The sequence below is a fragment of the Beduini sp. genome (assembly GCF_047239305.1).
Classification (GTDB): domain Bacteria; phylum Bacillota_I; class Bacilli_A; order Erysipelotrichales; family Coprobacillaceae; genus Beduini.
In genome coordinates this window covers 319,113-333,186 of record NZ_JBKTEM010000003.1, presented here as the reverse complement: position 1 = coordinate 333,186, position 14,074 = coordinate 319,113, and the positions used below count along the sequence as shown (strand labels likewise).

The window sequence follows — 14,074 nt, the reverse complement described above, 5'->3', positions numbered from 1 at the left end:
TGTAGCTAGAGGTCTACAACATTTCATATGTTAGCATAAAATGATTTGATTTTCAATCTTTTATTCTTCTTTTTTTAAATAAATATTGAAATATGGGCGATAAATCGAATAGCCCTTATTCCATTTAATGTGTTTATAGTGAACAAACTGATTGCGCAGCATTAACAGCTGTGTGTAGATTTCACCGATTCGCCTAAAATAAAGGATCTGCTGCAACCAAAGATAGGCATAAATCAAAAGAACTTCCACCCCTATATAATACCCACATAACAAAATTAAACACAGGACAGATAAAATTCCGGTTAAATATAAAGTAAGCTTATAAGGAAAAATAAAGGACAGTCCGATCAAGACCACCTTGCTGCCATCCAGCGGATACAACGGAAGCAGGTTAAAAAGCAGCATCAGAAAGTTAAACTGCATTGCATAATGAAATGTCCCCGCACCCAAATGGGGTCTTAAATAAAGTAAAGCTGCCCAAATAATGATATGACTTAACGGACCCATGATACTGACGATCAGTTCTTTTAATACATGGTAGTTCCCGTAATACATAATTTCCAAATAGGCACCAAAAGGCAGCAGTGTCATCTTCCCTAACTTAAAGTTAAAAAAATATGCCATCAGCAGATGACACATTTCATGGAACAAAACGATCGAAAAGATAATTAAATAGTTTTTAAAATATCCCACTTGCAAGGCAATCAAAAAATAAATAAAAGTAATTGGATGGACCTTAAAGCATCTGCTTAGCTTCTTCATAAGTAATTTCCTTATTATCATATTCAAAGATCATAATAAACTGCTTATCGTAAACACCAATCGTATCTCCGGCATGTACATAATCATATAAATTAAGATTTGAATCATTGATACATCCATACGTAATCTTTAATCCATTGATTCCCTGAATAATGACGTAATCTTTTAAAATATCCTGATGTCCTTTATAAATAACTGTTCCTTCGCAAAGAATAGATACCTGATTACTTCCGCTTTTATAATAATTCTTATCGATCAGCTGATATTCTGTCACATTGGCAACAGGCACCGCTTCATCTTTCTTCCCAAAAAATGGACTGAAGTAAGCAGAGATATTTTGTACTAATGCATTCACGTTTAAATCTTCCATAATAAATTTTTTAATGACGGTTTGCTCCGGCCAAACTTTGAAATAGGTCATAACCCCAATACCGATCATGATCGCTATCATTACTTTGACCATGTAATTGTAAAAATGCTTGAAATGATTGTCATTCAATCGCCGAACTTTTCTGGCTTTCATTCTGTGTTTAATATAATCAACGTCGTTCATGGTCTTCCTCCCCTGCTATAATATATGATGATTTCTTTGTTTCTATCACCATAAAATAGACAGGTAAAGTAAATACGACCAAATATATATTAATGATCCTTAATGCGATAAAAATCACCAACATTTTTAAGAGATTATAACGATGTGTACGATAAAAATACAGATCAAAAAGCACCAACAGCAATAACGGAATTAAAATGATCGGATTATACACTAAACATAAGACCATGATTCCATAAAAAATAATATTGCCCACGATTGGCACTAAGGAAACAATCCCTAACAAGCTGATAATTAAGGCATAGGGCTGCTTAATCGCGAGCATGAGTAATAAAACCAGCCCCAGCCGAATAAGAATATGAAGAACAAGGGCATAGAAATATTCAATAAAATCATAATAACGGCTTAATAATTTATTATGATGAGGAATGCGGTAATAGATTTTCGCTACCATTCCCTCATCAAATAAATAGAATAAACTAATAACAGCGGCATTCATGATGCCCATTAAAACTTGCGATGACAGCTGCAAGGATGTAAAAACCTGCTTGTTCATCTTAAATAGATCAATATGGAAGAATGCTAAGAAGCGATAAAAATCATTGATCAGATGTGGTAATGTCACCAGGATACAAGTGACAAAGGCAAATACCAATCCTAAATAGATAAGTAATATCACAAGCATCTTTAATACTTTGGACTGAATATGAGCGATCACCGGATAAATCAGGGACGCTAAGATAAAGCCGAAAACAAAGGGGCTTAATACTTTAAACAAAGTAGAAAAAAGCGTTGTAAAGAGCGGACTCAATAAATACCCAACACATAATAAGAGAAAAAGCAAAGCACCATTAATCAGTAAATAAACATACTGATTATATTTATGCATGTATCTTGAATAGTTTCTTTAAGAAAGTCTGCTTTTTGAGTGTGGCAAATGGAATGCTTTTTCCTTCTATTCTTCCTACAATATTCATAAAGCAACGATGAATATCCGATTGTTTATTCATAAACAGCGGAACTCCTTTATTATTTGCCTCGATCATCAAATGATCTTCAAACACAATACCTAAAATAGGTAAAGACAAGATTTCTTTGGCATCATCGATATTGAGCGAACGCTGTTTGTCGATATCCTCCTGATTGACTTTGTTGATGACCATTGAAATATTATGAACGCCTTCTTTCATCAATAAGCCTACTACACGATCCGCATCACGCAGACTGGCAATATCTAAATTGACTACTAAAATCGCTTCCTGAACAAGCGAGATGGCATAGTTGAATCCTTTTTCAACTCCAGCCGGACTATCAATAATAATATAGTCAAAATCTTTTTTTATGACATTAATGATATTTTTCATATGATCACTGTTGATGTCATCAAATTGCAGTGATTTACATGCCGGCAGTAAAGATAAGGATTTATAGCGCTTATCCTTTACCAAAGCCTGTTCAATGGTGCATTTTCCATCTATCACATCCTGCATATCATACAATGTTCTGTTTTCCAGACCCAGCATCACATCCAGGTTCTTTAAACCAAAGTCAGCATCGATCAGACAGACTTTATAATTATGCTCACTTAATGCGTAGGCTAGATTGACACTTACGCTGCTTTTCCCGACACCACCTTTTCCTGAAGTTACTACTATTGTCTTAGCCATATTTTTTACCCCCTACTGTTTTTGTTTATGTATTGTTGATCTAACATATGGATTTGATCATTTTTATAATAGAATAATGATAAAGTGAAGATTGTCACATCTTGCCATAATCGATTAAAAATGCTGATTCTTGCATGATTAGCACTAGAAAGGTTGATTGTTGATTCTTTTGCCAATGCTTCCACAGCCCCTTCTACTTTGCCAATGATATAAATGTTTTTGTTTCCACGTACAATTCCCCCAACATGAACATTGCCGATGACTAATAAATCCTGATTATTGACTTCTACTACTTCTCCATTATAAATATCTTTTTCAACTAATTTCATCGTACGTCCTTCAAGCTGCTCCTTAATACCGCCAAACAGCACTTTTTGACTGCCATAAAGCATGTCAATCAGACAGCACATTTCCTTATTCGATAAGATTCGGCTCTTTAAATCAAAAAAAGCCTTCGGAAAATAGCCGTGTGTCGTTTTCGGCAAAGAATCCAAAATGCTTTTTAAGTCTTCTAATATGCAGTTAAACTGAACTTGTTCATTAAGTTCAAAATATAAATAATCATTGATTCCCTTAATTTTTACATTCATACGCTCTTCTCCTGAAATTTTCGTGATATCCATTTATAACCATAAAACACGAAAACAAACAGGATCGAATTTAATACCAGAGTCGGCAATAATCGTAAAGTCAGATATTTCAATACGCCCAGTTTGGTTACCTGTGATATGATCATCATTATATATATCACAACCTCCTGAAAGATTATTGTCGAAAAAATAAAAATATATGATTCTATGAAAGAATAAGAAGAATATTTCATATATTTGCGCCCAAAATAGGCAATAACACAATAAATCAGAATGTAAATAAACAAAGAATCGGCATATAAAATAGAATAGTATCCGCCGGCAATGACCGCATAAGGCAGATATTCTTCATCTTTTAATTCGTTATTAATTAAAGTAAACATCATCAGCCCCATGCAGCTAATCAGCATCGGACTTGATTTTGTGAAATCAAAAGGAAGAAAGAAACTCAGTACACTATCCATCATAAATGCCAGCCAAAGAAGAAATATACGGGGTAAATGCTTATTATTCACCTACATCACTCCTTTGCAGAACAGTTACATAGTTTAAATCATTAAAACTGCTTGAAGGGGCTGCATAAATCTTTGGTAGGATTTGATCTTCAGGGACTAAATAGCTTTCGACATAGCCAATTAAAATTCCTCTCGGAGAAATTCCGCCTAAGCCGGAAGTAAAGATTTCTGTTCCGACCTCTACCTCAATCTGTTCGATCATATCGATGACAAAACATTTCTTTTCCACATCATATTCCTTCAGCATGCCGTAGGCATATTCGTCGGAATCTTTCTTTTTAATCATAATCGGCACCTGAGACGTATTGTTTTCCGAAGTCAGTAAAGTAACAGTAGACGTCAATTCGCTGACAGATGTGATCTTTCCGATCATTCCGCTGCTGCTCATCACCACCAGTCCCTCTTCAATTCCATTTTGAGACCCGACACTGATCATTAATTTATTATTCCAGCTTTCGACATCACGGGAAATAACCGATGCATTCTTCGCTTTGAAATCTGTCGGCAAATTTTCAATCCCCGATAAATCTTTTAAATCTTGATTTTCTTTTGTCAGAATTTCATTTTGTCCGGAAACTGCGGCATAGTCATCCAAGGCAGCACGTAAGCGCTCATTTTCTTCATAAACATTACGCATTGAGACATACTCATCCTTTAAGTCAGAAAAGAATTGCAATGGACGTTTAATACAATAGTATTCTATAGATTGGAACGTCTCTTTAAGTACCTGTTCAAAAGCTGTATTCTTTCTGCCAAAAAACAGCCCCACAAACGACAACGTCATAATCCCAATAACGATTGCCCATAGTATCTTTTTTTGTATTGCTTTCTTTCTTTCTCTCATCGTCCGTACCTCTCATTCATTCAATTCTATATTATACCATAGTCCCTCTAAAATAAAATATTTTTTATAATTTACTTATTTTAGCAAAATAAAAAGAAGCAGCAAGAATCACTGCTCCCTAAACTATTATTTTTTTAACGGATGATGAGGCAGATCACGATAGGTAATCAATTCAATTTGATTCTCTTTGATCCATTGCTTCACTTCATCACTTAGCATTGCTGCCAAATCTTTTGTACGAATGACGGTGAATGAAGATACATCAAATAATGGGGCATCCACATAACCACAATGTGAAATAATTGCTGCATACTCACTGTTTAAGATCTCCATTTTATCATGGATAATGAAATCCTTGGTATCTGTTTTAATCTGATCTTCAAGTCCAAAAGGAACTGTATACCAGCTGCTGCTCCCACGATTTATTTGGTTGCATTCCATAAATCCGCGGCTTGTTCCTACCCCATATTTTTCCATCATTGCATCCTGCATTTTAAAAACTGTAGGAGATGAATAAGCATGTCCGTGCAAATATTCCGGTAGTTTACCGTTTAATTCAATAAATTTCTCGATCTGTGCTTCCGCTTCAATCATCACTTCATCTAAATGGGCACTTAAATGATCATGATCTTCACATTTTTCATCCATTGCTCTTCTTTCACGTGAAGTGTAGAAATAACCGTTTTCTTTGATTAATGATGGTACTTTACTAGGATCAGCACATGGTTTTCCGGCAACAAGATTGATGTCGATACCTAAACATACGTCAGGGCATTCTTTGATCATCTCTGCTGCTTTTTTTGAAGAAGGCATATTTGTAAACATTCCTGTACATTTAATAACTCCTTCTTTGATTCCTTTGACAATACCGCAGGCTACGGCTTCGGTAATTCCATAGTCATCTGATTGAATAATTAATTTCATCCTTTTTCCCTCACTTTCTATCTATTATAATGGTAGCATTCATTTTCACTGGAACTCAATACATTAAACTGCCACATCCGACTTGGCAGAATTGTCAGATTAAATGATTTGCCTTTAAACTGTAATAGTTTTCCTGACCGATAATAATATGATCTAAAATCGGAATTGCCATCATTTCACCGATCTCAACTAATTTTTTTGTCATTATAATATCTTCTTTTGAAGGAGCTGGGTTTCCACTTGGATGATTATGTACACAGATCACTGCGGCACAATTGCTTAAAACCGCTTCTTTAAAAACATCACGGGGATGAACGATGCTCATATTCAAGGTTCCGATGAAAAGCAGTTTTTCTTTAATGATCTGATTCTTTGTATTTAAAAATAGTGCATAAAATTTTTCCTGCTGTTCAAATTTTAATTTAGCGCCTATATATTCATAGACTTCCCGTGCTGTTTGCACTGTCGCATTTTCAGTGAATTTAATCTGCTGCAGTCGTTTCGCAAGCTCAATGCAGCCTAAAATTTCCAAAGCCTTTGCCTGTTTAATGCCTTTAATGGCGATGAGTTCAGCTAAACTGATCCCAACAAGCTGATTGAATCCGCCTGCTTCATTAATGATCCGCTGAGAGAGCATCAAGGCAGATTCTTCTTTAGTTCCACAGCGGATCAGCAAAGCCAGCAGCTCTACGTGAGAAAGCGATTCTATTCCAAAATGCAAGGCTTTTTCACGTGGGCGGTCACTGTTTGCCATTTCTCTGATAATCACCCATTGCCCCCTAAAAAGGCTAGCATAGTATCTACAGATAATGGCGCACTGCCTGTATATGTGTAATCTCTTTTCACATTTGAAATCTGCTGCGAGCTAAGAGACTGCATCTCGTTTGTTATTTCCTGTTCATCAGTAGATAAACAGCTCAACACATAGATCAGCCCATCCTTATTATAAGTGTAGGGTGTATGTCCGTTGCTTTGCAGCTTAGCGACCATTTCATCGGCATTTTCCTGCGTAGAGAACGCTCCTACTTGTACAACATAAAAGGTTTGATTATACTGTTTAACTAACTGCTTACAAGCCACAACATACAAACTGCCAAAAACAACGGTAAGAACTGCTGCCATTAATACGACGAATCTTCTTTTTTTAATCATCTTTTATTCCTCCCCTATAATCTATGAATAGAAAAAAGGGAATATGCAAAGTAAAAGGCATAAATTACTTAACGCCACTCAATAGAAATAATATTGGGAATTGAAAGACGTCCGGCATTAGAGGTGATAATCTTATAGATCGCCCCACCAATCGCAATATACAAAATACAGGTTAAAAAACTCCCCCCATCAATCGCTTCCATATCCTTCATTGATAATTCATTCATTGTTTCACCCCCTATAATAAACACAACGTTTTAATATCAGCCAAATTGTTTCAAAAAAGATATTGCTTGCTCCCCCATTCAAAGCGGATAGCTCTTCTTTCTTTAACTCTTTCATCAAAGCCATCTCCCAAAATCCTGAGCTTGGAAATAACCACGTTCACACATATACTGATAAAATAGGTAACTGCAGGCTAATACCGCAAAAATTTCAAAAAATCCTCCGCTTGCTTCCTGCATCTCTTGTTGGTTTAACTCTTTCATGTTTTCCTCCTTCCCTTCCCCACTTTTACTATACTGCGCTTTATTCCAGCATACTAAAAAGGATAGAGAACATCTCTACCCTTGTATCATTTGTTTTAATTGTTCATTCACTGCTTCATATTTTTTGCGATAATCTTCTAGCTTTTCTTTTTCTGCTTCAATCTTCGCTGCCGGAGCTTTTGCCACAAAGTTTGGATTTGCCAGCATTCCTTCACAGCGTTTGATCTCCCCAGTTAATTTATTTAATTCTTTTTCTAATTTTTGTTTTTCTTCTTCAAGGTTAATCAATCCAACCAAAGATACCTGAATAATATTTCCGCCTTTAATGGTTGCCGTCGCTGCATCTTTAGAAGCCACTTCACCGCTCGTTCCATCACTGATCGCATTGCATAGCTTTTTCACAAAAGGAGCATAAGCTTCTAAGCGTTTTGCTAACTGGTCATCAGAAGAAATGATCATATAATGAATCTCATTAGCATTTTTGATTGTATAGTTGGCACGTATTTCACGTATTCCGGTAACAATATCGATTAAATAAGCGACTTCTTCTTCCACTTTCGCTAAATTAAACGCTTCATTTACCACCGGCCATTCTTCAATACAGATCGATTCTTTTGCATGTGGAATGGACTGATAAATCTCTTCTGTTACAAATGGCATGAACGGATGAAGCAGTTTCACAATAGCGTTCAGTACATAAACCAAGGTATGAACCGTCGCTGTTTTTTCTTGTGCATTTTCACTGTTTAAACTTACTTTCGATAATTCGATATACCATGAACAGAAATCATCCCAGATAAATTTATAAAGTTCACTTCCGACATTGACAAACTCATATTTATCCATTTGTTCATCGACCACTTTAATCACTGAATTTAATCTTGATAAGATCCATTGATCGGCTATATTTAGGTTTTCTAAAGCAATATCCTGATATTCCAGATCTTCTGGTGTATTCATTAATACGAAACGTGCAGCATTCCATATTTTATTAATAAAATTCCAAGTAGATTCCATTTTTTCTGGAACATAGCGAAGATCCATTCCCGGTGCTGAGTTCGTAGTAAGATAGAAACGCAGAGCATCTGCCCCATATTGATCGATAACATCCATCGGATCGACACCGTTTCCTAAAGACTTCGACATTTTTCTTCCCTCAGCATCTCTGATCAACCCATGAATTAAAACGTCTTGGAACGGTCTTTGATTAGTAAACTCTAATGACTGGAACATCATGCGGCTTACCCAAAAGAAAATAATATCATAAGCCGTAACCAATACATTAGTTGGGAAATAACGTTGATATAATTCATTTTCTTCATCCGGCCAATTCAGTGTACTAAAAGGCCATAACGCACTTGAGAACCATGTATCTAAAACATCTTCATCTTGGATCCAGTTTTCTTTATCCTTTGGATCTTCCATCCCGACATAGATTTCTCCGGTTTCTTTATGATACCATGCCGGCACCTGATGTCCCCACCATAACTGACGAGAAATACACCAGTCTTCGATATTATCCATCCATTGTGTTACTGTTTTTTCAAAACGCTCCGGTACAAAGTTTACTTTACCCTCTGTTTGTTGATTATCTAATAATTGTTTTGCTAGTGGTTCCATCTTAACAAACCATTGTTTTGATAAATAAGGTTCAACGATCGCATCGCTTCTTTCAGAGTGCCCCACCTGATGAATATGTTTTTCAATTTTTTCAACGACTCCTGCCGCTTGGAAATCAGCCACTAACGCTTTACGACATTCAAAACGATCCATCCCCTGATATTTATGTGCCAATTCATTCATCGTTCCATCAGGATTCATGCAGATTGGCATTGGCATATGATATTTTTTCCCTAATTGGAAGTCATTCGGGTCATGTGCCGGTGTACATTTCATCACAGCTGTCCCAAAGTCCATATCAATATAATCATCTGCCATAATTTCTAAAGCTTCCCCATTTGCCGGATTGATTGCTTTTTTACCAATCAGATGCTGATAGCGTTCATCTTTAGGATGAACAAAGATGGCAGTATCGGCAAACATTGTTTCCGGACGGGTCGTCGCAATGACTAATTGTTCATCGCTGTCTACTAACTGATAACGGAAATAATACATTGCGCCTTCTACTTCTTTATGAATAACTTCAATATTCGATAACGCCGTACGCTGTGCTGGATCCCAGTTAATGATACGTTCCCCTTGATAGATCAGTCCTTTTTCATAAAGGGTAACAAATACTTTACGTACCGCCTTGCTTAATCCTTCATCTAAAGTAAAACGTTCTTTGCTGTAATCTAATGATAACCCTAATTTAGACCATTGTTGGCGAATCGTAGCGGCATATTCTTCTTTCCAGTTCCAAGCCTGCTCCAAGAACTTTTCACGTCCTAAATCATAGCGTGACAGTCCTTCTCCACGCAGTCGCTGTTCAACCTTTGCTTGAGTAGCAATTCCGGCATGATCCATTCCCGGCAGCCATAAAGCATCATATCCCTGCATACGTTTATAGCGAATGATCATATCCTGCAGTGTCGTATCCCAGGCATGACCTAAATGCAGTTTCCCTGTAACATTAGGCGGAGGAATCACAATCGCATAAGGCTTTTTGCTTGTATCTCCCGCTTCAAAATATTTCTTTTCCAGCCATGAAGCATATTTTCCTTCTTCAACCAAATGATGGTCATATTTAGGCGCTAATTCTTTCTTCATATAAATCCCCCTATCCTACAAAGCTTTCAGCATGATCTTTCACATATTTCGCTAAAGCGGTTTTGTATGTTTCTGATTTAAAAATCTCTTTTAATTCTTTTGTATAATCAAAGAAGTTCTTTTCTTCTGCTTCTTCCTCTTCTTCATTGTAAAGCTCATCGACCACTTCATCGATATCACGTTTATACTCTTCTTCAAATTTTAAATACAAGGCTCTTGCTTCATTGAAAATCGCACTGCCTTCCGGCATTCCCAATTCATCAAACATGATCGGTACATATTTCACTAATTCTTTGGCACTGACAAAGAAATCATTGACAGAATTTCTTGGTGATTCACAGACTGCCTGAAGCTGATACATCGTAAAGAATTGTTTTTCTTCTTCGTTGTATTCGTCCATTGCCGCTTTATAATCGGAATCGACTTTATCCAGCATATGATACGTCACCGCTTCAATCACTTCATCATCTGTAGCATTTAAAATCTGTTCTTCGGTGATCGTTTCATAAGCAGCTAGTTTTTCTTGTAAATCTGCCATCTGCTGTCCCTTTTGTTTTTTGTTTTTAAACATTGAGACTACCATTGACGCAATAAAGAAAGCTAAAAATACCTGCAAAATTACCATTAACATATTCATTTCCTCCATTTTTTAAATAAAAAAACGTCCTGTCTAAGGACGAAATCATCGTGGTACCACCTTAATTCGCATATTTCTATGCCTCAACACCTTAACGCGGCGACACGTATTTAACTACTCTTCCTTCATCAAATAAGCTCCCAGGCTACCTTCGTCCACTCTGAATGTCTTTTCCCACCTGCCAAAGACTCTCTTCATTTCAAATATGGAGTACTCCTCCTGTTCTTCACTTTATAAAATCATAGCAAAAAGAAAAGATGAAGTCAATCAACTTCATCATTTATTACTTAATTTGTATCTATTCTTCAATCAGTTCGCGATGAATAAGATAAAAATTATAATTCGTTTCACCTTTTAAAGGCAAATTGGCTGCGAAAATCTGCTCATTATTGATCCAATAATATAAAGAAGGAATATCAAAATCGATTTCACCAATTTTTTCATCTTCTATATTACCATCATTAAAATAACTAACGTGGACTTCATTTGATTCATTGACATACAAAACAGAATTATTATCAATAAAGCTTGATTTTTTAGGATCCGGCAGTTTTGCATCATTCAGACTTTTCCACTCTTTTGTCGCTAAATCAAAATACTGTTCCTCATCGAGAATTAAATAATCGGTAAGCAGATAGATGAACTGACTTCTTGATGTATAATCAATGACGTGTTCTTTTCCATCTTTTATATAAATATAACTATCGTCATTTATAACCAACGCTTTATTTTTTGATAAATACAAACTGCTTAACAGTTCACCTTCTTTATCTTTCCTTTCCCATAATACCTCTGTTTCTAACTTCGGTGTAATTCGCTAATACTTGGTATAATGCTGATTATTAAGTTCCTGAAAAAAAAACAATAATAAAGTCCGTCTGCGGCAACTTCAAAAGATGGATGTCCCATAAAGCTAATTCCCATTTCTTCAAACAGCACCGTTGTTTCATGATTCTGCTTCTCCGCTATAATACTTGTTAAACCGTCTTCTTTATTTCGTACAATATAGATATAATGATCCTGATAATAAACAGCATCCCAAATTTTAATGTTCTCTCCCGGTAATTCTAAGCTTTTTAATTCCTGTGTTTCAAGATCATATTCATATAAGGCTTGAGTTCTTCCTACTTGATCTGTCACCGTATCGTCTCCTTGTTCAAACAGAAGTTTCCCATTATACGCTTTAAAAAATCTAGCTTTATTGTCCTCATTTAAAAGATTGTTTAATTCTTCACTGATCGGCATTGATTCAAACGTATAACGATAACGTTCGCTGTTTTTCACATATGGCTCATCCGGTGCCTGTTCTTTTTGCTTTGACTGACAGCCCAGCAGACATACCAGTAATCACAAGACAATTATTTTTTTCATATTCTCTCCCTCCCTGTTTTTACCGTATCAAACCTACCGCAAGATGTCAACGCTTACATAAAAATAAAAAGGCATAGGAATCTCTCAATTTCCTACCCCTTTAGCACTCAAAGTTAACCAGCTGACTTGACAAGCGACAAACAGAATCCATGTAATAGACAAGACGTGATAACTGTATGACATTATCAATATTCTTTCCTTTTAATTCAACGATTGGTGTAATAGACAGCAAGGCTGCCAGCAAAACTCGCTCATCATTATAAAGCACTACTTTATTTAAATAAAATTGAAATAAGCTGTCTAAATCGAATAAGGTATCGGTGGTTTGCTGATACATATTAAAAATATCATAGATAGGCATATCAATCTTCATATGATCAATTGAAATCAGTTTTTGATAATTAAGATAAATATGCTGATATTTAAAATTCATATAGACAAGCGATACTCGGACATACTCTTTATTGCAGACCATTGATTGAAACTGTTCTAAATACTTATAAGCACAGTTTAAGCTGTTTTCAATGCGATAGTAGTTCATCAAAAGCATCCACTGCCACGGTGAACGGTCAAACGACTGTTCACAATACACTAACAGCTGATAGTAATAATTCGCTCTTTCTTGAATGATGCCATAAATATCCTTGCACAGCTTTTCATAATATTGTTTGCTGACTTTCACATTATAAAAAGTATGATTATGCAGCCATGCCAAGGTTTCAAAATAAAACTTCAGCTTTAATTCCCGCATCGGTACAAGATCTGATTCATACCACGGCATCAGATAAAAGTATTGATTCTGATAACGTGTCAAAGGGCTTTGCTGGAGGTTTAAGATAACCGGCACAAAGCAATTGATACGCAGCGTTTTAATATAATAATAATTATGTGCAAATGAATATGATTCAGTAAACTTCAAAGCTATGAAACCGTCTGCTACTTTTAATTTATATACATTTTCATTAACTTTGATCATTCCAATAATATCTAAATTATATTCATTTTTTATCAGATCGATCATGATTCATAGTATGGAACAATGATCAAAGTACCTTTAGAGATCATGACATCATGATTGTAATCTCTGATCATTGCCGATGGTACATTATACTTAGTAGCAATGGTATCATAATCGTCATTATCTAATGCCACATAAATATAATAAGGAACAAGATCACTCTGATCTGAGATTTCAATTAAATCATCAATAGATGGGTCACGTTTAGCAACGGGTGTCTCAACCGCTGCTTCTTTCATCACCTCTTTTGTCACCGGAGCAATGACTTCCGCTTCTAAGGGTGCAGGTTCCGGCATCGGCTTTACAACCGCTTTTTCAATGACTTCTGCTACTTCGGGCATAACATCAATGCGTTTTTCATGAACATGTTCAGCCTCTTCTGTTTTAACTTCCGGCGGTTCAGCAGAAATGACATCTTTGATTTCATCAATCAGTTCCTGATCTAATTCTTCATCTTCTCTTAAACTTTGATCATTATAAAAACGATCTTCACTGGCTTCTACGCCATAAATATTTGCCTGAATAGTCACTAATAAATTCCCGCTTTGAATTTTATAATCAAAATCTTCTACTTTGATACTAAAATCACGCTGATCGGTAATCTTTTCAAATGGTGCTAAGATATCGATCTCTAAGAATTCATTGAAACGTTCTTTTGAAGCCATCTTTAAATATTCTCCGGTAATATCGATTCTGCCTTGTGCGCGCATTCCGGATTCTTCAATTTTGTAGTTGATGGATTCATCTACTGAGATACTCAATAATTCATTCATTTGATGATCTAAATCCACTAATTTTTCGAGATATATTTTTTGCATATTTTTCCCCTCCTAAAAAAAGAATA

Annotated in this window: 18 protein-coding genes and 2 other annotated features (1 of these 20 running past the window's edge); all 18 genes read right to left on the bottom strand. The window is 35.8% G+C overall.

The window, feature by feature from the left end:
• Positions 1 to 11 (bottom strand) — a sequence feature (ribosomal protein L21 leader region) (it extends 58 nt beyond the left edge of the window).
• 49 nt (positions 12 to 60) lie between these two features.
• The 18 genes from ACLRVU_RS07975 to ACLRVU_RS07890 all read right to left on the bottom strand — a co-directional run bounded on the left by ACLRVU_RS07975 (position 61) and on the right by ACLRVU_RS07890 (position 14,048).
• Positions 61 to 762: a site-2 protease family protein gene (locus tag ACLRVU_RS07975; protein ID WP_412891448.1), complete on the bottom strand. Its 702-nt coding sequence runs from the start codon at positions 760 to 762 to the stop codon at positions 61 to 63.
• A complete protein-coding gene (locus tag ACLRVU_RS07970) occupies positions 737 to 1,315 on the bottom strand; it encodes a hypothetical protein (RefSeq protein WP_412891447.1) in 579 nt (192 codons plus the stop codon). The genes ACLRVU_RS07975 and ACLRVU_RS07970 overlap by 26 nt, the downstream gene beginning before the upstream one ends.
• On the bottom strand, positions 1,302 to 2,204 hold the full coding sequence (locus tag ACLRVU_RS07965; protein WP_412891446.1) for a hypothetical protein: 903 nt from the start codon (positions 2,202 to 2,204) through the stop codon (positions 1,302 to 1,304). The genes ACLRVU_RS07970 and ACLRVU_RS07965 overlap by 14 nt, the downstream gene beginning before the upstream one ends.
• Positions 2,197 to 2,982 (bottom strand): septum site-determining protein MinD, encoded by a 786-nt coding sequence (gene minD, locus ACLRVU_RS07960; RefSeq protein ID WP_147553429.1) that lies wholly within the window; start codon positions 2,980 to 2,982, stop codon positions 2,197 to 2,199. Before minD ends, ACLRVU_RS07965 begins: the two co-directional genes overlap by 8 nt.
• A gap of 5 nt (positions 2,983 to 2,987) precedes the next feature.
• Entirely contained in the window at positions 2,988 to 3,572 is a 585-nt protein-coding gene (locus ACLRVU_RS07955; RefSeq protein ID WP_412891445.1) for a hypothetical protein, read from the bottom strand.
• A complete protein-coding gene (locus tag ACLRVU_RS07950; protein ID WP_412891444.1) occupies positions 3,569 to 4,087 on the bottom strand; it encodes a hypothetical protein in 519 nt (172 codons plus the stop codon). The genes ACLRVU_RS07955 and ACLRVU_RS07950 overlap by 4 nt, the downstream gene beginning before the upstream one ends.
• Complete coding sequence (gene mreC / locus ACLRVU_RS07945; protein ID WP_412891443.1) at positions 4,080 to 4,931, bottom strand: rod shape-determining protein MreC; 852 nt, start codon at positions 4,929 to 4,931, stop codon at positions 4,080 to 4,082. Before mreC ends, ACLRVU_RS07950 begins: the two co-directional genes overlap by 8 nt.
• Before the next feature lie 126 nt (positions 4,932 to 5,057).
• Positions 5,058 to 5,855, bottom strand: coding sequence for a ChbG/HpnK family deacetylase (locus ACLRVU_RS07940; RefSeq protein ID WP_412891442.1), 798 nt, complete (start codon positions 5,853 to 5,855; stop codon positions 5,058 to 5,060).
• Between the two features lie 94 nt (positions 5,856 to 5,949).
• Positions 5,950 to 6,624: a RadC family protein gene (radC, locus tag ACLRVU_RS07935; protein WP_412891441.1), complete on the bottom strand. Its 675-nt coding sequence runs from the start codon at positions 6,622 to 6,624 to the stop codon at positions 5,950 to 5,952.
• Positions 6,621 to 7,007 (bottom strand): SPOR domain-containing protein, encoded by a 387-nt coding sequence (locus tag ACLRVU_RS07930; protein WP_412891440.1) that lies wholly within the window; start codon positions 7,005 to 7,007, stop codon positions 6,621 to 6,623. Before ACLRVU_RS07930 ends, radC begins: the two co-directional genes overlap by 4 nt.
• 68 nt (positions 7,008 to 7,075) lie before the next feature.
• Positions 7,076 to 7,234: a hypothetical protein gene (locus tag ACLRVU_RS07925; RefSeq protein WP_412096952.1), complete on the bottom strand. Its 159-nt coding sequence runs from the start codon at positions 7,232 to 7,234 to the stop codon at positions 7,076 to 7,078.
• A 114-nt stretch (positions 7,235 to 7,348) separates the two neighbouring features.
• Positions 7,349 to 7,495: a hypothetical protein gene (locus tag ACLRVU_RS07920; protein WP_412096951.1), complete on the bottom strand. Its 147-nt coding sequence runs from the start codon at positions 7,493 to 7,495 to the stop codon at positions 7,349 to 7,351.
• 75 nt (positions 7,496 to 7,570) lie between these two features.
• Complete coding sequence (locus ACLRVU_RS07915; RefSeq protein ID WP_412891439.1) at positions 7,571 to 10,204, bottom strand: valine--tRNA ligase; 2,634 nt, start codon at positions 10,202 to 10,204, stop codon at positions 7,571 to 7,573.
• A 10-nt stretch (positions 10,205 to 10,214) separates the two neighbouring features.
• Entirely contained in the window at positions 10,215 to 10,835 is a 621-nt protein-coding gene (locus ACLRVU_RS07910) for a hypothetical protein (protein WP_412891438.1), read from the bottom strand.
• 38 nt (positions 10,836 to 10,873) lie between these two features.
• Positions 10,874 to 11,077 (bottom strand) — a binding site (T-box leader).
• Positions 11,078 to 11,139: 62 nt separating this feature from the next.
• Positions 11,140 to 11,586, bottom strand: coding sequence for a hypothetical protein (locus tag ACLRVU_RS07905; RefSeq protein WP_412891437.1), 447 nt, complete (start codon positions 11,584 to 11,586; stop codon positions 11,140 to 11,142).
• A gap of 53 nt (positions 11,587 to 11,639) precedes the next feature.
• A complete protein-coding gene (locus tag ACLRVU_RS07900) occupies positions 11,640 to 12,125 on the bottom strand; it encodes a hypothetical protein (protein WP_412891436.1) in 486 nt (161 codons plus the stop codon).
• A 187-nt stretch (positions 12,126 to 12,312) separates the two neighbouring features.
• Entirely contained in the window at positions 12,313 to 13,233 is a 921-nt protein-coding gene (locus tag ACLRVU_RS07895) for a hypothetical protein (protein ID WP_412891435.1), read from the bottom strand.
• The gene (locus ACLRVU_RS07890) at positions 13,230 to 14,048 is read right to left on the bottom strand and encodes a hypothetical protein (RefSeq protein ID WP_412891434.1); all 819 of its coding nucleotides are present in this window, start codon (positions 14,046 to 14,048) and stop codon (positions 13,230 to 13,232) included. Before ACLRVU_RS07890 ends, ACLRVU_RS07895 begins: the two co-directional genes overlap by 4 nt.
• Positions 14,049 to 14,074: the final 26 nt, after the last annotated feature.

Coding starts and splice junctions, on each gene's coding strand:
- ACLRVU_RS07975 (WP_412891448.1), bottom strand. CDS start 762: ATGAAGAAGCTAAGCAGATGCTTTAAGGTCCATCCAATTACTTTTATT.
- ACLRVU_RS07970 (WP_412891447.1), bottom strand. CDS start 1,315: ATGAACGACGTTGATTATATTAAACACAGAATGAAAGCCAGAAAAGTT.
- ACLRVU_RS07965 (WP_412891446.1), bottom strand. CDS start 2,204: ATGCATAAATATAATCAGTATGTTTATTTACTGATTAATGGTGCTTTG.
- minD (WP_147553429.1), bottom strand. CDS start 2,982: ATGGCTAAGACAATAGTAGTAACTTCAGGAAAAGGTGGTGTCGGGAAA.
- ACLRVU_RS07955 (WP_412891445.1), bottom strand. CDS start 3,572: ATGAATGTAAAAATTAAGGGAATCAATGATTATTTATATTTTGAACTT.
- mreC (WP_412891443.1), bottom strand. CDS start 4,931: ATGAGAGAAAGAAAGAAAGCAATACAAAAAAAGATACTATGGGCAATC.
- ACLRVU_RS07940 (WP_412891442.1), bottom strand. CDS start 5,855: ATGAAATTAATTATTCAATCAGATGACTATGGAATTACCGAAGCCGTA.
- ACLRVU_RS07930 (WP_412891440.1), bottom strand. CDS start 7,007: ATGATTAAAAAAAGAAGATTCGTCGTATTAATGGCAGCAGTTCTTACC.
- ACLRVU_RS07925 (WP_412096952.1), bottom strand. CDS start 7,234: ATGAATGAATTATCAATGAAGGATATGGAAGCGATTGATGGGGGGAGT.
- ACLRVU_RS07920 (WP_412096951.1), bottom strand. CDS start 7,495: ATGAAAGAGTTAAACCAACAAGAGATGCAGGAAGCAAGCGGAGGATTT.
- ACLRVU_RS07915 (WP_412891439.1), bottom strand. CDS start 10,204: ATGAAGAAAGAATTAGCGCCTAAATATGACCATCATTTGGTTGAAGAA.
- ACLRVU_RS07910 (WP_412891438.1), bottom strand. CDS start 10,835: ATGTTAATGGTAATTTTGCAGGTATTTTTAGCTTTCTTTATTGCGTCA.
- ACLRVU_RS07895 (WP_412891435.1), bottom strand. CDS start 13,233: ATGATCGATCTGATAAAAAATGAATATAATTTAGATATTATTGGAATG.
- ACLRVU_RS07890 (WP_412891434.1), bottom strand. CDS start 14,048: ATGCAAAAAATATATCTCGAAAAATTAGTGGATTTAGATCATCAAATG.